The 18,287-nt window shown below is 39.3% G+C and carries 19 protein-coding genes and 3 tRNA genes; 6 read left to right on the forward strand and 16 right to left on the reverse strand.

From position 1 onward, the window contains the following. Positions 1-175 precede the first annotated feature (175 nt). Positions 176-907, forward strand: a complete 732-nt coding sequence (gene gloB, locus B9T23_RS12600; protein ID WP_086194349.1) for a hydroxyacylglutathione hydrolase — start codon at positions 176-178, stop codon at positions 905-907. 21 nt (positions 908-928) lie between these two features. Here the strand turns inward: gloB and B9T23_RS12605 are convergent, their stop codons facing one another. Further along, positions 929-1,201 carry a hypothetical protein gene (locus B9T23_RS12605; protein ID WP_086194350.1) on the reverse strand — a complete coding sequence of 91 codons (273 nt, stop codon included), beginning with the start codon at positions 1,199-1,201 and terminating at the stop codon, positions 929-931. A gap of 493 nt (positions 1,202-1,694) precedes the next feature. Here B9T23_RS12605 and B9T23_RS12610 point away from each other — a divergent pair, with 493 nt between their 5' ends. Next, positions 1,695-1,898, forward strand: coding sequence for a hypothetical protein (locus B9T23_RS12610; protein WP_004648669.1), 204 nt, complete (start codon positions 1,695-1,697; stop codon positions 1,896-1,898). A 142-nt stretch (positions 1,899-2,040) separates the two neighbouring features. On the opposite strand, the gene B9T23_RS12615 is transcribed toward B9T23_RS12610, so the two are convergent. The 5 genes from B9T23_RS12615 to B9T23_RS12635 form a co-directional block, all read right to left on the reverse strand. Continuing rightward, positions 2,041-2,125, reverse strand: a tRNA-Leu gene (locus B9T23_RS12615). Positions 2,126-2,163: 38 nt separating this feature from the next. Continuing rightward, a tRNA-Trp gene (locus tag B9T23_RS12620) sits at positions 2,164-2,237 on the reverse strand. Between the two features lie 33 nt (positions 2,238-2,270). After that, positions 2,271-2,355: transfer RNA gene (locus B9T23_RS12625), tRNA-Leu, on the reverse strand. A gap of 104 nt (positions 2,356-2,459) precedes the next feature. Continuing rightward, positions 2,460-3,290 (reverse strand): protein kinase domain-containing protein, encoded by an 831-nt coding sequence (locus B9T23_RS12630; protein WP_228145931.1) that lies wholly within the window; start codon positions 3,288-3,290, stop codon positions 2,460-2,462. Next, entirely contained in the window at positions 3,280-4,791 is a 1,512-nt protein-coding gene (locus tag B9T23_RS12635) for a DUF3336 domain-containing protein (RefSeq protein WP_086194352.1), read from the reverse strand. Before B9T23_RS12635 ends, B9T23_RS12630 begins: the two co-directional genes overlap by 11 nt. Positions 4,792-4,978: 187 nt before the next feature. On the opposite strand from B9T23_RS12635, the gene B9T23_RS12640 reads away from it, so the two are divergent. Next, complete coding sequence (locus B9T23_RS12640) at positions 4,979-5,851, forward strand: ATP-binding protein (protein ID WP_086194353.1); 873 nt, start codon at positions 4,979-4,981, stop codon at positions 5,849-5,851. Positions 5,852-6,164: 313 nt separating this feature from the next. Then, a complete protein-coding gene (locus B9T23_RS12645) occupies positions 6,165-6,731 on the forward strand; it encodes a DUF4385 domain-containing protein (RefSeq protein WP_086194354.1) in 567 nt (188 codons plus the stop codon). Between the two features lie 346 nt (positions 6,732-7,077). On the opposite strand, the gene tsaD is transcribed toward B9T23_RS12645, so the two are convergent. Then, positions 7,078-8,094: a tRNA (adenosine(37)-N6)-threonylcarbamoyltransferase complex transferase subunit TsaD gene (gene tsaD, locus B9T23_RS12650; RefSeq protein WP_086194355.1), complete on the reverse strand. Its 1,017-nt coding sequence runs from the start codon at positions 8,092-8,094 to the stop codon at positions 7,078-7,080. A gap of 145 nt (positions 8,095-8,239) precedes the next feature. Here tsaD and rpsU point away from each other — a divergent pair, with 145 nt between their 5' ends. Further along, complete coding sequence (gene rpsU, locus B9T23_RS12655; RefSeq protein WP_001136722.1) at positions 8,240-8,455, forward strand: 30S ribosomal protein S21; 216 nt, start codon at positions 8,240-8,242, stop codon at positions 8,453-8,455. A 34-nt stretch (positions 8,456-8,489) separates the two neighbouring features. Beyond that, entirely contained in the window at positions 8,490-8,936 is a 447-nt protein-coding gene (locus B9T23_RS12660) for a GatB/YqeY domain-containing protein (protein ID WP_067723359.1), read from the forward strand. Positions 8,937-9,010: 74 nt separating this feature from the next. Here B9T23_RS12660 and B9T23_RS12665 read toward each other — a convergent pair whose 3' ends face one another. From B9T23_RS12665 to B9T23_RS12705, 9 genes are all read right to left on the reverse strand, one after another. Further along, entirely contained in the window at positions 9,011-9,373 is a 363-nt protein-coding gene (locus tag B9T23_RS12665; RefSeq protein WP_086194356.1) for a hypothetical protein, read from the reverse strand. An 81-nt stretch (positions 9,374-9,454) separates the two neighbouring features. Further along, positions 9,455-9,823, reverse strand: a complete 369-nt coding sequence (locus B9T23_RS12670) for a GFA family protein (RefSeq protein WP_086194357.1) — start codon at positions 9,821-9,823, stop codon at positions 9,455-9,457. Between the two features lie 47 nt (positions 9,824-9,870). Continuing rightward, positions 9,871-11,310 carry a M48 family metalloprotease gene (locus B9T23_RS12675; RefSeq protein WP_086194358.1) on the reverse strand — a complete coding sequence of 480 codons (1,440 nt, stop codon included), beginning with the start codon at positions 11,308-11,310 and terminating at the stop codon, positions 9,871-9,873. Between the two features lie 86 nt (positions 11,311-11,396). Next, positions 11,397-12,365: a 2-hydroxyacid dehydrogenase gene (locus tag B9T23_RS12680; RefSeq protein WP_086194359.1), complete on the reverse strand. Its 969-nt coding sequence runs from the start codon at positions 12,363-12,365 to the stop codon at positions 11,397-11,399. Further along, positions 12,362-13,030: a hypothetical protein gene (locus tag B9T23_RS12685; RefSeq protein ID WP_086194360.1), complete on the reverse strand. Its 669-nt coding sequence runs from the start codon at positions 13,028-13,030 to the stop codon at positions 12,362-12,364. Before B9T23_RS12685 ends, B9T23_RS12680 begins: the two co-directional genes overlap by 4 nt. Before the next feature lie 115 nt (positions 13,031-13,145). After that, positions 13,146-14,996: a M48 family metalloprotease gene (locus B9T23_RS12690; RefSeq protein ID WP_171263105.1), complete on the reverse strand. Its 1,851-nt coding sequence runs from the start codon at positions 14,994-14,996 to the stop codon at positions 13,146-13,148. Positions 14,997-15,126: 130 nt separating this feature from the next. Continuing rightward, positions 15,127-16,665, reverse strand: a complete 1,539-nt coding sequence (gene purF, locus B9T23_RS12695; protein ID WP_086194362.1) for an amidophosphoribosyltransferase — start codon at positions 16,663-16,665, stop codon at positions 15,127-15,129. A 24-nt stretch (positions 16,666-16,689) separates the two neighbouring features. Further along, the gene (locus tag B9T23_RS12700) at positions 16,690-17,277 is read right to left on the reverse strand and encodes a CvpA family protein (protein ID WP_067723343.1); all 588 of its coding nucleotides are present in this window, start codon (positions 17,275-17,277) and stop codon (positions 16,690-16,692) included. Next, entirely contained in the window at positions 17,274-18,284 is a 1,011-nt protein-coding gene (locus B9T23_RS12705) for a quinone-dependent dihydroorotate dehydrogenase (protein ID WP_067723341.1), read from the reverse strand. Before B9T23_RS12705 ends, B9T23_RS12700 begins: the two co-directional genes overlap by 4 nt. Between the last annotated feature and the right edge of the window lie 3 nt (positions 18,285-18,287).

Raw genomic sequence — 18,287 nt, forward strand, 5'->3', positions numbered from 1 at the left:
TTGAATAGAGAAAAAGATTTAAAAAAATGATTTCTATAGTTCATTTTTTGACAAAACCCCGATAATCACGGCTTTGTTGAAAATTAATCATCCGTATAGATTTGCGATCTTCCACTAGAAAAAAATCGACTTTAACGATAGCTTATTCATATCTATCTCATTGATCGCCTATCTCATGACTTTTCAAATTCACATGATTGATGTCAAAAATCAATTACAAAACTATATCTGGTTGTTAGAACATACACCGAGTAAGGAAGTGGTCGCAATTGATCCCACCGAAGCGCATTTGGTAGAAACATACTGTATAGAAAACAATTTGAAGCTGAGTCAGATTTGGCTGACTCATTGGCATAAAGATCATACCGGTGGCGTACCTGCACTTTTACTCAATCGCAATATTCCTGTTTATGGTCCACGTGAAGAATTAACTAAAGTTCCTTTTATTAGCCATCCCCTGCAACATGAAGCCCATATTACTTTCCATGATTTAGATGTTGAGATTATTGCCGTACCTGGTCATACACTGGGACATATCGTCTATTTTATTGATGCTTTAGATGTTCTTTTTTGCGGTGACACGCTTTTTGCGATGGGCTGTGGGCGCGTTTTTGAAGGCACCTATAAGCAAATGTATCATTCGCTTAATCGCTTAGCCGCTTTACCTGCACGAACTAAAGTGTATTGCACACACGAATACACCCTTTCAAATGCAAAATTTGCCTTACAGGCAGAACCCCACAATCTGGCGATTCAACAGCGTTTCGAAAAAGTCGAAGCACAACGTATGCTCGGTCAATGCACACTACCGAGTACCATTGAGTTAGAGTTAGATACCAATCCATTTTTAAGAGTTGAAAGCGTTGATGAATTCCAACGCCTACGAGAGTTAAAAGATAATTTTTAATATAGGGCGAATATGGAAGCTTTATAAAAGTTGATGCATTTGAGCATAAGCATCCAGCTCAGCTTGTGTCACCACACGGGTCATATTCATTTCATCAACACGAACCAATAGCAAACCAGCTAAAGCAGGCTGATAACGTCGAGCACTGCCAAAAGGGGTATAAGACACTTTTGATTGTTCCGTGAAGACCAGCCAATCTTCATGTCCTAACATGACAGCAACAGGGATTAAATCTTGTTGCTGCATATGTTGAATTTGATTCAATACATTTTGTTCAATGGTTTCTGTCGTCATTTCAATCTAATCATCATCTTAATAAACATTGCATAGCAGACAGAATACAAAACATTCATCCTGCATGGGTGCAATACAGTTTATCTTTTTTTAATATCGGAAGCATTGCGATTTTTTTGACTCATCCTGAGTCGCTTATAAAATGATAATAATTTCCCACTTCAGGTCCGTATTTCTAAACAATCCCCAAAACAGCTCAAATATAGAAACATTTAAGCTACATTGAAAATTGTGTATAAATATTTCCATCTCCAAACACCCTAAAAAAATCAATTAAAATAAATAAAAATCAGATAGATACCTGAATATTCATTTCAATATACGGGTAAATTTTATCTTCAATTTTAGCTATTATTTATTCAATTATTGCTGATATAAAATACAAATTATTTATTTTATAAAAAACCACACAAAGCCACCCTTTAAAAAAAAATCTGCATCCCTATTATTAATTTAATACTGCAATGTACCCATATACACAAGGAGTTCACTCGTGAAGAAAGTTGTTAAGGCAAAAAATTTAATTGCGTTTCGTATTTGGTTAGAAAAATTAGGCTATTCGGTGAAATCATTAACCGACAATCGTGGATTTACTTTTAGCTTTAAAAAAGAATATGGTTTGGTCACTTGTGATTTGGCGGGTAATTCACTGGCTATGCAACTCGGTGAAGAGTTTGAAGATCACTTAAAAGCTTAAAATATATTTCACGTTTGAATCGAGATAAAAACAACTAATTCAAAATAATCTTTAAAGCCCTCTTTTGGGCTTTTTTATTTTATCTTTCACTTATTTTCAGGCAATAAAAAAGCAAGGTATATACCTTGCTTCAATATCTAGATGGTGGGGACGGAGAGACTCGAACTCTCACACCTTGCGGCGCTGGAACCTAAATCCAGTGCGTCTACCAATTTCGCCACGTCCCCATCAGGGTACTAACATAATGTTAGATTTTTTTAAAACTTGGCAGAGGATCAAGGACTCGAACCTTGACGAACGGTTTTGGAGACCGTCATGCTACCATTACACCAATCCTCTATAGCCTTATTACCAAACAAGTTTGATAATAATTGGTGGGGACGGAGAGACTCGAACTCTCACACCTTGCGGCGCTGGAACCTAAATCCAGTGCGTCTACCAATTTCGCCACGTCCCCAATGGCTGTGTATATTATAGAGATCGATTCCTAATGACAAGACCTTTTTATGAAAAATCCACTTGTTTGTTTAAATAAAAAACAAAAACGGTTTTTTTGTATTTTTATTGAACATTTTCAGTGAGTAAGCACTGTTTTACAGTGTAAATACTGGTAAATCTTCGCTCTTTTTGCTTAGCCAACATCCCAGATAAAAGGTTTTTTAAAGGTGCGAAATGTTCTGGAAGTTCAATACTTAACCGTTGGCAATGTAAATATGCCCAATCTTGATAATTTTCTGCTGTTAAACGCTGCCCAGTGAGCCATTCATAAAAAATAATCCCCAATGCATAAATGTCGGTTTGTACATTTTTCTCTGCAACATGAAAAAGTTCAGGTGCCATGTAGCGTGGAGTTGCGGTCAAATTTTGCAATTTTATTGGTGAATTGATTTTTTGAACCTGTTCAAAATCAATCAAGCACACGCGCTGCTGGTATTCAACAAAATGCTCGCGCTTTAAATCAGCATGAATCCAACCGAGTTGATGTAATTGATCAACGACATCAAGTACTTTTAACAGTGTCTTTTTAATCTCATTCAGCGACATACCAGAACAATCACCTAATAGTGATTCAGCATGACTCAAAACCAAGGCAGATTTTCCCGATTCCTGTTGCCCTTCTCCACTTTTTAAGTGAGGAATCATTTGAAAAGGTAATAAAAAATCAGGCGGGTTATTGGAAGAATTGGGTTGATCTACAAATTGCTGATAAAAAGCCAATTCATTTAAAAATCCAGCTTCATAACTTTGATTTATATTGAGTGCTTGGGTTTTTAGCCAGTAGTGTTGTCGCTGATATTCAAAGGTATATAAAGAACGCCCAAAAGTTAAACTTTTAGGCTTGGTCTTTTGAATCAAATTAAAGCGATGAATATCTTCATCATTAAACTGCAATAAATTCTGCTTCTTTTTGCGCGGGATCATTTTGATAATTTAAAAGTTCCAAACAATGTTGAATGGTTTTACCTACGCGGGCATGCGTTTCAATAGAGGATATTCTAGGCCAGGTCGCGCGTTCACCCTCACGTTGTAACAATTTGAATAAATATGGTCGCGGGTTCTGAAACATATAACTATAGTGTCGCAAACTATAATCACCGACAATATTTACATCGCCATAATAACCTTGATCAATCACACCAAAACCATGATCGAGCAATCGTCGCACTGGTGGAATTTTTCCGACCCGCCCCCGAGCAAAATCCATAATCCCTTTACTAATCACCTTTCCCTGACGACGAATAATCCGTTCTGGCCAACTCAACAGATCTCGACGGTGGCGTTCTGCATCACTTTGCATAAACGGCACAATATGAGGATTAACCTGACTGGCGATGGTGTAGTTTAAATTATACAGTCTTGCCATTTTCTCTTGAGGGAAATCACTGCGTACACTGCCATCTACCCAACGCGTATTTGCCATATAAGGTGTTAGTTGACCATTTTGACGTTTACTGGTGAGTTTAACCGGTGGAAATAAAATAGGCACAGCACAGGATGCCAATACTGCACTCCAAACCAGCAAATCTGGCGAAGTATAGGCATTCAAAATCCGGGCTTCTTGTGAAGCATCATAAGGGGCAACCGCCACATTAATATGCAAACCAGAGATTTTAAACGCTTCTTCAAAGGTCACATTACCCAAATTCTCAACCAAGAATTTCTTTAGGTAGATCACATCGGCAAAACCACCGTTGCCTTTTATAATGTCGCCAAATTTACGAAAATGAAAAGCTTCACTAAAGAAATTTTCACCATTTAAAAGTCCTGAAATATCTGACGGTTTTGAAGTTCCCAACATTGCGGTCATAATTGCACCCGCGCTCGAACCAGATATCACCTTGGGCATTAAATCCTGTTCAAGCAATGCCTTACACACGCCTGTATGAAACAGCCCCAACGTCGCACCACCTGAAAACATGATGGCAGGTTGGCCATATGCTTTTTTACAATGTTCAAAAAATTCAATTTTTTCAGCCCGACATAAACCAGTACAACCATCTGAAGCAATGTAGGCAAGGCTTTCACTGACTTCTTCCACATAATCTTCTATGATTTTTTTTGTCCCCACATATGTGGCAGTAAATAACATCGGATTTGCAATATTGGCAATATCATAACTTAAACCTTCACGTAATATGTACATGAGATCTTCGGTACGTTTTTGAAAACGGTAGCGTTTTAACCGGCTTAATCGCTCGGAAATAATTTCAGCATCAAAATAAGGTGAACAGTTATCATATTTCCATTCTTGAGCACCTGATTCTTCATCTAATTCAAGTGCGATGCTTTTCCATTCTTCATATGTTTCAGCTGTTTCAAGTTGGCGCTTTAATTTTTTTATGCGATACGCCTGATGTGGATTAATATCTTGTGTGAAATCTTTAAATAACATATCTATCCCTCAAACACTGCCATTTTTTATTTGCTATTCATGATAGGGTATCATGCATAACATTGACAGAAAACCCAGCGGATTATCATTGCAAAAATGCCTATTCCATTAGCAAATCACGACTAATTGATATACAGTTCTTCAGTAAAACTATCCTTTTACTTTTACCCGTATAAGCTGAACAATCATGGCAACAATTGATTTACCTGATCATATATTACAAGCACTTTCTACTGTACTCCAACAACTACAGCAAAATTTACCAGAACTGAAACAAGAAACCGACTTTTCAACATCTGCTTATAAATGGCAAGACAAACAATTAAAAGCCATTCAACAGCCCAAAAAAATGTATTTGGATGATCTAAAAGGTATTGAAAGACAAAAAGAAAAAGTGATTCAAAATACACTGCAATTCCTGAAGGGCTTACCCGCTAATGATGTTTTGCTTACTGGTTCACGTGGTACGGGTAAATCTTCTATTGTCCGCGCCCTGCTCACCCAATATGAATCGGAAGGTTTACGTTTGATTGAAATTGAACGTGATGATTTGTCTGACCTGCCCCTAATCCAGAAGCTTATTGAAAACCGTCCGGAAAAATTTATTGTCTATTGTGATGATTTAGCCTTCAACGCTGAAGATGAAAACTACCGTAGTTTAAAAAGTGTTCTAGATGGTTCATTACAATCTGGTTCAAGTAATTTTATTATTTACGCCACCAGTAACCGTCGTCATTTATTACCTGAATTCATGCATGAAAATACGCCTGTAACGCGCGTGGATGTGCCGCAATATACCGAGCTCCACCCGCAAGAAGCGATTGAAGAAAAAATTTCGTTATCTGATCGTTTCGGAATGTGGTTGTCGTTCTATCCAATGGATCAGAATTTGTATTTAGAAATTGTTGAGCATTATTTAGCAAAAGCCAATATGCCATTGGATGAACATACACGTGCTGAAGCGTTACGTTGGTGTCAGGCACGCGGGCAGCGCTCAGGGCGTGCAGCGTATCAGTTCTCTAAACATTGGATTGGTTCGCAAAAATTGGCATCGTTATAATTTTTCATCATTTAGCCATTTTCAATCTTTTTTGAATACTGAAATAAAGATCTAAACTTCACATCAAGATGGTTTTAGATCTTTATTTCGGTCATTACCGTTTTAAAAAAATTCTGGATTATTTATTCTTTCAGATCTTTTTCCCAAAAGACTTGAATCATTTTATTTGGACGATATAAACAACTGTTGTGATGTTCATTGCAATTTTGACATATCAAAGTCCATCAAAATGCTTCAAACTCAGCAAAACCTCTTGAGAGTCGCGAATATTGTTCATTATTCAGTGGACTCTCACATTTTAAGGAATCTCCCAATGACCAATAACGAACAAGATTCATTAACGCCTAAGCCCGACGCCAAACCGTTTTCACGCAGCTTTGACTTTTCACTCGACTTTGAAAAGATTAATTTTAGAAAGCGTCCAGAGTTGTATCGCATTGGTCGTGGTGAAGAAGGTGTTTTATTGGTTGAACCGTATAAATCTGAAATTTTGCCATTGTGGCAATTTGAAGATGAAGCTCAAGCCACTGAAAGTAGCGCGAAGATTTTTGCATTATTTTTAGATTATTTAGAGAAAAATGATTTTGTTGGCGCAGACATGGCAAGAAAGTTTTTGCTGATGGGCTACACCCGTGCACGTCGTTATGCACATCATAAAAAAGGTACCCACAAAACCGGCCGAAAAAATAAAGGCGTTACACCTAAGGTTAAAGTAGAACTCAACGATGCTGTTACAACTGAAAAACAGCCACGTAGCACTGAAGATCAGGTCAAAGCTACTGTTGCGAAAATCTTTAAAGATAAGAGCGATCAAGCAAAATTAAATCCAAAATACATTGAGCTTAAAGAACAATTTAATGAGTTGATCCGTCAGGATTAATTGAATGCTGTCATTGAACTATCAATGATCGTTAACCCTAAAAGAGCAATTTCAAATTTAGAAATTGCTCTTTTCTTTGTTTAAAATCATTTTTCAACGTGTAGCATTTCATGGCTTTGTTCTAAAAATTAAAATTACAGGCTGATTTAACTTTTATAATTTAATCAACAAAGAAGTCTTTCTATCTTATAAGAAGTAGCAATGCAGTCATCACCAAGCTGAAATATGACACATTGGAAAATTCAAAAGATATATTCAAGATAACAATTAACTGTTTAAAGCTATAAATGCTGAAACAGGCCCGATAAAAAAAGAGGCATTACGCCTCTTTTTAAATAATCAAAACTTAAGCTTCTGAAGGATTGGTCAATTCTGTCATCGGCCAACGCGGAGTCGTTGTTACCGACAGACCATCACACTGCCCTGCTTTTAAACGTTGATAACCGGCAAAGGCAATCATTGCGCCATTATCGGTACATAAAGCCGGTTCTGCATAATAAACTTGTGCTTGAATTTTGGCTAAATCTGCCTCTAAACGTTCACGCAAACGTTTGTTGGCACTTACACCACCCGCAATCACCAAACGTTTTAAACCGGTTTGCTTGAGTGCTTTAACCGATTTTTTCACCAAGGTATCCACCAATGCTTCTTGGAAGGATGCCGCAATATCGGCTTCACGGTTTTGACCTTCAACTTTTTTCAATTGAATTGAAACCGCAGTTTTCAAACCACTGAATGAAAAGTCTAGCCCTTGATGCAACATCGGACGTGGGAAATCAAACGCTGTTGCACTACCTTGCAGCGCCAATTTTGAAATATTGGGTCCGCCCGGATAGGCCAAGCCCATCATTTTTGCAACTTTGTCAAAAGCCTCACCCGCTGCATCATCAATTGATTCGCCAAGCAATTCATATTGACCAATACCATGCGCTGCCATGAGCTGTGTATGACCACCAGAGACCAATAAAGCGACAAACGGGAACTCTGGTGGCGTAGCCGATAATAAAGGCGCAAGCATATGACCTTCCATATGATGTACACCAATTGCCGGTTTATTGAGTGCAAATGCCAGGGTTCGACCGAATAATGCGCCCGTCATTAATGCGCCCATCAGACCTGGACCACGTGTATACGCAATAGCATCAATTTGTGATTTTTTGATACTACTTTGTTCAAGCAACTGATTAATTAAAGGAATTAATTTTCTTACATGGTCACGTGAAGCCAGTTCCGGAACAACACCACCATATTCTGCATGCAGTTTAATCTGACTATATAACACCTGTCCTATCAAGCCGACTTCACTGTTATAGAGTGCTAACCCAGTTTCATCACAAGAAGTTTCTAAGCCAAGAACGATCATTAAACTGCCTTTTACCCGTATCTAAATATTGCTAAAGCTATTATAGACTTGTGATATGAGATGTAAATGAGTAAAATACTGTCCTTCACTTGTGATCTAAGGCAATCGTGCCATAGATCTTATCCATAACTTATGAGGATTCTTCATGCCACAAGTTAAATTGAAAGAAGGCGAACCAGTAGACGTAGCCATCCGTCGTTTCAAACGTTCATGCGAAAAAGCTGGTGTTTTAGCTGACGTTCGTAAACGCGAATTCTACGAAAAACCAACTCAAGAACGTAAACGTAAAAAAGCTGCTGCAGTTAAACGCTACCAAAAGAAATTGGCGCGTGAGTCTGTACGTACTACTCGCCTTTACTAAGATTAATTTGTGATTGACTGCCTGGACAAGATAAATGACTACTTTAAAAAACCAAATAACGGACGTTTTGAAAGCAACTATGCGTGCCAAAGAAATGTCGAAGTTAACGGTAATACGTGGTCTTCAGGCGGCAATTAAGCAAATCGAAATCGATGAGCGCAAAGAGCTTGACGATGTTCAAGTTCTTGCGGTCATTGAAAAGCAAATCAAACAACGTAAAGATTCGATTAAAGCCTTTGAAGGCGCTAATCGACAAGACTTAGCTAGTAAGGAACAAGCCGAACTTGAGATTTTATCTCAATTTCTACCAGCAGCTATGACTGAGGAAGAGCTTGATTCTATCATTGAGCAGACTATTTCTGCTCAAGAAGCTACTAGCATGAAAGATATGGGTAAGGTGATGAATTCTCTGCGTCCGCTCATAGCCGGGCGCGCCGATCCTGCACAAGTTTCAGCTAAAATTAAAGCTAAACTTGCATAACCCCACTTCTAATATCATTCTTTCTTTAACGTTGAACTGCCTTTATTTAAAGACAGTTCAGGCGTATTCACTTCTTATTTCAGATCACACTGAACATTATATTTTTTCAAAATCAGCATTTCCTTTGATAACATCACTTGATGAATCACATCCTGCTTGGTCATCTGTCTAAATTGACGGTCTAAAGCATCCCTGTTTCGATCTGCCGCTTGATATAACTGCTCCACATAATTACTCACGATTCCGCAGAATTGAACTTGCTGTTGTGAAGTAAAACTGGTTTGCTGAGCATCCAAACTGTTAAAAAAAATTCTGGTTTCCTGCTTATATTGTTCAGAAATTTTCTCCACTGATGTTACATACTGCTCAACACTTGCCAAGGCAACATTTGATGTCGCACACCCCATTAAAAAACCAAAAAATAATATTTTTTTCATAATTCAATCAATATTGTTCATCGTTAGAAATACAAATCCAGCCTAAGATTATCATATACTTCAAGTTTCTAGATGTAGATTTTATTCATCAATATGCAAAAAATATGGCTTGTATTGAGTATAGGCTTGCTCTGAAGGTGCCGGCAATTCACCCGAAGTTACCGTCCCTAAGCGTAAACGAATAATTTCAGGCGAATCTACCCGATATGAATAAATTGGACTACCGCATTCCTGGCAAAAAACACGTGCCTTATTTGGGCTATGAAAATATTCTTTTAGAAATTTAATTCCACTGCTAATTTCAAATCTGGATTTCTGCAAAGGACTGTTCCAGCCAAAGATTGAACCTTGAGCCATTTGACAGTCTTTGCAGTAACATATGATGGTTTTTTCAATTTTACCATGATAACGATACTTCACTATTCCACATAAGCATTGACCTTCTATCATGCTCAACTCCTTATTTTTTATTATCATTGCAAAATCATCATCTACAATTAGATTCTTAGTTGGCGCTCTTTTTGCATTTCATTAATGCGCATTTTTAGTTTTGCAGACAACAGCTCATTATTTTTGACCAAGCGCTGCGCATGCAATAATGACTTAATTGCATTTTCTTCCCAGCCCGACCAATATTCCACTTCCGCACGATAACGCAATACATTTACCGTTCTAATTGGGGATTGCTGATCGATATTTGCAGCTTGCTGCATCAAGCGCCAGGCCTGAATATCACGAGGGTTCTTATTGGAAAAACGCTGAACGAGATTTAATGCTTGTGCAGGTTCTTTTTGACGAATATATACTTCTGCAAGTTTAAAAGCCAAAGCCCGATTTTCAGGCATAATTCGTGCAGCAGACTGAATCGCTTTATACGCTTCATCGGTTTTATTTTGCCCCAAATAAATATCAGTTTGGATTAACACCAACAAATTATTTAAGCGCTGCTGTGCCTTTGCCTGATCTAAAACTTGCTGAGCTAAAACATAGTCACCTTGTTTTAGATAAAAAGCAGATAGAGCCAACTGCCCTGCAAAATTTTTACGATTGGCTAAAATCTGTAATTGCTGTTCGGTGGCTTGATTAGAAATTACCCGACTGTACCATTTCAGTATTTCAAAATCTTCATCATGCAAACTTGATTTTACTCGAGGGAACTGATTTGCGCGTAAACGCGCTTCACTCATCCGCTCTGTACTTAAGGGATGAGTTAACCAAAAGTCAGGCAAAAAACTTACTTTACTGGTTGATCGATCCATAACTTCAAAAAAGTCCGCCATACTTTGCGGACTATAACCAGCGCTATACATATATTGCATGCCAATCCGGTCAGCTTCACGTTCCTGGTTACGGCTGTAATTCAGCTGCTTATCCATTAATGCAGCTTGTGAACCCAACATCACTGCTGTACCTACATCACCATCCGCTTGCGAAGCAATCAAAGCACCCACCAAAAGGCCTGCCAAAGTCAGTAAGCCCTGCCCCTTAAAAGCTTCCTGTGATCGGCTGTAATGACGCTGTGACACATGTGCAACTTCATGCGCCATTACCCCAGCCACTTCATCCATATTGCGAGCAGAAATCACCATCCCTGTATTAATGGCAAACAGCCCGCCAGGAACGGCAAAAGCGTTGATTTGAGGATCATTGATAATGACCAGACCTATAGGCTGCCCAAGCTGGGTTTGACTTAAAATATGAGAAAATACACTGCCTAATTGATCTTCCAACCATGGATTTTGCAACACAGGCATTTGCTTTTGAACTTCACGGAATACTTTTTCACCAATTATTTTTTCTTTTTGCTGGTCAATTAAACCGACTCCGCTGCCGATTTCAGGAACATTAAACTGGGGCGTTGAATTCACATTAGCACTGTGCGTCGGCCCCACAATTGAGACCAAACCAATACTGCAAGCCAATAGAAACCGTTTCAATGTTATATTCTCAAACTGCTTTTTTTCAATTTATAAGACTATAACATTGAAAATTGGAGGGATTTGCAATGAAGTGTTATCAAATTTTAAGAAAATGAAGCATTCACCACATAAGCTGGTGTTCGTCCTTCCAGTGCATCGATCAAATTACGATAAGCCAGTTCAGCCATTTTTTTACGGGTTTCTGTAGTCGCTGAACCGACATGTGGCAAAGTCACGACATTCTCTAAATTAAACAGTTCTGATTCTTGCAAAGGCTCTTTTGCATAGACATCCAACCCGGCAGCAAAAATCTTGCCCGCTTTTAAGGTGTCAATGAGTGCATACTCATCCACCACAGAACCACGTGCAATATTCACAAATACCGCATGTGGCTGCATTTGATCAAATTCATGCTGACCGATCAATGCTTTGGATTGTGTATTTAAATCGACAGCAACCACGACAAAATCTGACTGTTGTAATAATTCATCTAAACCGCAATATCGTGCATTTAAAGGCTGTGCCAATTCTAATTTTTCACGACGATTATGATAAAGAATATTCATATTAAAGCCATAAAAGCCACGACGTGCGACAGCAGCACCAATATTACCCAGACCAATAATGCCTAAGGTTTTAGCAAAAATATCGCGTCCAAATTGAGCTTCAGCTGCTGTACGTTTCCATTGACCTTGCTTGGTCCATTGATCTAAATAAGGGACTTTACGCGCAGCACTCATCAATAGCGTAAAAGCCAGATCGGCTGTAGTTTCTGTAAGCACATGAGGCGTGTTCGATAACCAGATTTTTTTCTGATTTAAATAAGCCAAATCGTAGTTGTCATAACCCACGCTGACACTGGAAATAATTTTAAGTTGCTGTGCCGTTGCCAAATTACTCTCATTGAGTAGACGCCCTGCCCCAATCATGCCATCGGCATCTTTGACCTGTTCACGGATCTGCTGGTTAACATCACCTAATTTTGGATTAATGACTTCAACCTGGTATTGAGCTTGTAAACGCTGAAGTATGTCTTGATCTAACTGACTAAAAACAACAACTTTCTTCTTCATGTAGCATCCATGTTTTGCTTAGTTTTTTGCATAAATTGCAATAAACGTTTTTTTAATAATGGCTGATCCAACATCTCTTGCAGACCAGCTAAATGAATACTTTTTGAATGATTAAAATAAGGGAATTGCCCTAATAAAATAATATTTTTATCTGCACTAATCGCGTCTATAAAGCCTTGCACATAACTTTCTGCACCGCGGCCATCCTGAAAATTTATTAAAGGAAATGGCCACTGTAATTCATAATATTCGGCTTGAAGGGCTTGTTGAATATTATTCCACAGTTGCTGTTGTTCAGCGCTCAGTTCAGTAGCATCAATCACGATGACACAATGTGGCAAACCAAAAGCCTGCAATTGAAAAGATGCGATGTGTAGCGCAGGTCGTTCCTCAATAACTTGAGGCACAACTTCAGCTTGAACTTCTTTGACAGCCAGTGTTGGTGTTGGCAACTGTTTTGGTCGATCAGGCGTTTTGAGCTGTTCAGCCTTTGGCTCTAGAGCTATGGGTGATTGAGCTTTCGCCACCACAATTTCAGTCAGATATTCAGGGGCAGCTTGATCCCGCCAAATGGATGAAGATGGCATTTTTTGACACGCAGCAGCCTTAGGAACCCAGATATCGATTCCTAATGTTGCCAGTATGTCACGCTGATGCCCTATCATCTTTTTTCATCACCCATTGAATGCTTGGTATTCTAACTAGATTACTTGTCTTTTGCTGATCTTTTATTAAAGATTAGTTTAATCATCACTCATCTATAATTTTATCGCAGCTTGTTTATACAATCATCAAACTATTTTTTTTCTGCATTTGTTCAATAATTTCATCTGTTTCAAAACCAAAACGCCAATACAGCAATTCCAGAACATCCAGTTCATCCTGGGTAATAATACGGTCATTCCACAGGCACAGTTCGGCAATACCCAAAATACTTAAACGATCACGCAGTAATAAACCCGCGATATCATTTAAGATTTCTGCCAAATCAATCGGTTCATCCGAGATTTCGGTATACATTTCTAATTCTTTTGCGGTCAAGACACGCTTGAGAATCTTTTCACGTACATCCAGTTGATTTAGGCTATTGATTTGCTGCACATGCAACAAGGCATCGATCAGACGCACAATATGCGGTTTAACCTCTTCCAATGAAGTCGGTGTATGTAATGGCAGAAGATTCAATTCAAATTTCACATATTCAAGCAGCAAGGCATCCAGCAGCCCGATTTCACCATCTTCTTGAATAATTCGCGCCAATTTCATTAAAAACTGCCGCGCAATGGTGGCAGGCATTGCCCCAATATTTTTGCAAGCTTCACGGAAAATAGAAATATGAACCCGACCGTCTAAATTGAGTAATGAATCAACAATGGCCCGACTCACTTCCGCATCTGCGGGAATGAATTCACGATACTGTCGAATCATTAAAATCGACACCATCACTTCTCGCGAACCAGTTGCCGTCTGCAATGCCCGCTGAATTAGCTCAGGGCGCCGCATATTATTTCTAATTTCTGGCTTTAAAGGTTTAATCGCATCATTAATTGCAAAACTAATCGGTGATAAACGTAACAGTGGAAGCGGTTGCGGTGAACTCCACGGTGAATATATTTCACTATTCACTTCATCCAGTGACCGGAACAAACTAAATAGTGGCTGATTACGTAATTTTTTTAAATTTTCCAGCTGTAAATCTTGCACCAAACCCGGATTCAGCTCATAAATACGCTGTTCAATACTGGGATGAATATTCATCCAGTTTTGTGGACTTAAAGAATTGGCAAAGCACATATGAGAAATGGATTCCGCATATTCACTATAAATTTGCGAACCTGAATGATGCACATTGATTCTTAATAGCGTTTGCACATTGGCATCATTTTGGATCAGGCGTCTGGTTTTTTGATCATTTTTAAATGTCCGTCCACCCAATGAAATATATTTAATAAATCGGGTAATCAAAATACCCAAGCTTCCCACCAACCAGATCACACCACCCATTGCAACAAAAGAAGTGGCAAATTTATGCGTACGCGCTTGACCATGTTTGGTAAATCCCTGTTTGGCAATTTTACTGCCCCACTGGCTAAAGGTCGTCAGACTACTATAAAGAATTTTTAGACGGGTGTTTTCTGCCGTTTCACCGGATAAAATTTTATTAAACTCATGGCTTAACAAGCCATAAAGCTCCAATTCATCTAAATTTTGTAATGCACCCCAAGTCAGAATAATCACAATATCTCGCGGATAAAAACCTGCCGTGAGGGCATTTACACCCACTTCATTGGGAAGTACATAGACTGCGGGGGTATCAATTACAAAGGTATCTGCCAATTGTTCAGTAATTTTGAGCGCAACACTTTCTTCAGGAATACTTTCAATTAAGCTTAAGCGACGTGCACCCAACTGTTTTGCCAGTGAATGCCCACCGGAACGAAACACATAAAACTCATACAAAACTGAAATAGCCATCACGCCAAGCAGCAGCACGATTAAATAAGGACTCAAAACATGCCAAAAAATAGACTGGCTATGATCAAAATAAAATACCCACAAGCCGGTGATTGTATTTAAAAAGAATAGTGTGAGTAATACCGCAAGCATACAAATACTTGCAGACCAAACCATATTTTTGTTTTGAATAAAAGAATAACCCGCACTCTTCAATGTGAAGATCCTTTGTTACCTTATATTTTGTTTAAACATCATAAATTAAAAAAGCGGGAAATTCCCGCTTTTCATAGAATTAAGAAGAATTTTATTCTTCTTTCACTCCAGTAAGATCAACCGATGCAGCATCAATATTCACATCAATATAACCACCGACGGCTTTTTTTGCAGAATCATTGCGTTTGCGCTCAAGCTCATCCAGATAAGCTGCATCAATTCCACCCGCCACATACACACCATCAAAAACTGAACAATCAAATTCTTGTAGGGCGGGTACTTTACTGGTACGAACAGCACCTTTTAAATCTTCCAAATCCTGGAAAATCAAACGGTCGGCACCAATAATTTCACGAATTTCTTCCACACTACGGCCCGATGCAATCAGCTCGTCTTTCGCTGGCATATCAATACCGTACACGTTTGGATATTTCACCATCGGTGCAGCTGAAGCAAAGAATACTTTCTTCGCACCGGCATCACGCGCCATTTGAATAATCTCGTTACAGGTCGTACCACGAACAATCGAGTCATCAACCAGTAAAACATTCTTGTCTTTAAACTCAAGTTCAACCGGGTTCAATTTTTGACGAACTGATTTTTCACGTTGTTGCTGACCCGGCATAATGAAGGTACGTCCGATATAACGGTTCTTCATGAAGCCTTCACGGAATTTAACACCCAAGATATTGGCAAGTTCTAAAGCTGAAGTACGTGATGTATCTGGAATTGGAATCACCACATCAATGTCGTGTTCTTCGCCCCACTCACGCGAAATTTTATACGCGAGTTTTTCACCCATCTTCAAACGTGCTTTATAAACTGAAATGCCATCAATGATTGCATCTGGACGTGCAAAATAGACATATTCAAAGATACAAGGACGGTATTCAGGATTTTCCGCACATTGCTTGGTAAACATTTCACCTTCTGAAGTAATGAAAATTGCTTCACCCGGCTCAATATCACGTTCAACTTTAAAGCCTAAAGCAGTAATTGCCACTGATTCAGAAGCAATAATATATTCCATGCCTTTTTCAGTTTCACGCGAACCATAAATCAGTGGACGAATACCGTTTGGATCACGGAAGCCAACCAAACCATGTCCAGTAATCATTGCCACAACGCCATAAGCACCTTTACAACGCTCATGTACCCGTGAAACCACCTGAAAAACATCTTCTGCAGTTGGATTCAGCTTGCCACTTTTTTGCATTTCATGCGCAAAAACGTTTAGAAGCACTTCTGAATCTGAATCGGTATTCATATGACGAAGATCTGTTTTGAACAAATCATCATGAATTTCTTCAGCGTTGGTCAAGTTACCGTTGTGCGCCAAGGTAATACCATAAGGCGAGTTCACATAAAACGGCTGTGCTTCCGCACTGCTTGAAGAACCCGCTGTAGGATAACGCACATGACCAATACCGTAATTACCTAGCAGTGCACGCATGTGACGCGTATGAAAGACGTCTCGTACCATACCGTTGTCTTTACGCAGGAACAAACGCCCTTCATGACAAGTTACTATTCCGGCTGCATCCTGACCACGATGCTGTAACATCGTTAATGCATCAAACAACATTTGGTTAACGGGTGACTTACCAGCTATACCAACTACTCCACACATAGCAACCTCGCAAACAAGCTAGGATTAATAAAAAGGATTATTTGTTGATTCATCTGTACGCGCTGCATGCTTCTGCGTTTTATCAGACGATGAGTCGGAAGATGCCGGCGCACCTTCATCGGACTTGATATGATTGAGCGCTCCATGTGCGGCTTCTTTAGAAAGCTCAGCGGCCCATGGTGCATAAGGGATCAGGAGTTGTACAAATTTAGACTGTTTCCAGTGCGGAGAACTTTCCACCCAAGGACCGATGCCCTGCATGGTAATAAGTACAATCATTAAGCCCTTTAAAGAGCCAAAAGCACCGCCTGCCAATCTGTTGAGGGGGCCAAGTTTTAGACTCTTTAATATCTTGTTGAGGAATGCAGTAATAACCCAGGTTAACACCACCATGACCAATACAATAAATGCAAAAGCTGCAATTTTTTGTACTACTGGGTCTCCACTGAGTGAGACCATCGAAGGTGCCAGAATGGTTGCGTATTTTGCACCTACGATCAGTGCAAAAATCCATCCTACCAAGTTCGCAAAGGCTGAAACCAATCCTTGTCGCAAACCGTTTAGCCCTCCAATGAGCAAAATAATCAGTATGAAGATATCCAATGTATTCATGGTGTATTTAGCGCATCAACACAATCTTTAACCAGTGTTGGACCTGTATAGATGAGGCCACTATAAATTTGTACAAGGCTTGCACCAGCAGCTTGTTTTGCAACTGCCTGCTCACCTGACAAAATACCGCCGACACCAATCAATGGAATTTGACCTTTCAATGCTTTTGAAAATGCTGCAAGACAAGCGGTACTTTTTTCAAAGACTGGCGCACCAGACAAGCCACCCGCTTCATTACCATACTTGAGATTTTCCACGCCTTCACGTGACAAAGTGGTATTGGTCACAATCAAACCATCAATTTTAAACTGGATCAATTGCTTTGCAATAAATTCGATATCTTCAGGGGTTAAATCTGGAGCGACTTTAAGCACCAAAGGTACATAATGCTGATGTTCTTCAGCCAGTTCAAGCTGACGCTTTCTTAATGTTTCCAACAATTCTGTCAGCGCATCACCGCTTTGCAGGCTACGCAAATTTTTGGTATTCGGTGATGAAATATTGACAGTCACATAAGAAGCGTAGTTATAGACTTTTTCAAGACAAATCAGATAATCATCGACTGCATTTTCAACCGGAGTATCGGCATTTTTACCAATATTAATCCCCAAGATGCCTTTGAATTTTGCAGCTTTCACATTTTCAATGAGTTTGTCTACCCCGTCATTATTAAAACCCATACGGTTAATAATGGCTTTGGCTTCAGGTAAACGGAATAAACGAGGATGCGGATTGCCCGCTTGTGGACGCGGTGTAATGGTTCCAATTTCAATAAAACCGAACCCCAGTCCAGCCAGGGCATCAATATAAGCGCCATTTTTGTCTAGGCCGGCAGCTAAACCCACTGGATTGGGAAATTGAATCCCCATACAAGTCACTGGTTTAGAGGCAATGCTTTGACGCATCATGCCCATGCGATGAGCTGATTTCAATAACGATAGTGTCAGCTCATGTGCACGCTCTGGTGCTAAAGAAAACAACAAAGGGCGGGCAAGAGAATACAACATATC

Origin of the sequence: Acinetobacter terrae (assembly GCF_002135195.1) — a bacterium.
Lineage (GTDB): Bacteria > Pseudomonadota > Gammaproteobacteria > Pseudomonadales > Moraxellaceae > Acinetobacter > Acinetobacter terrae.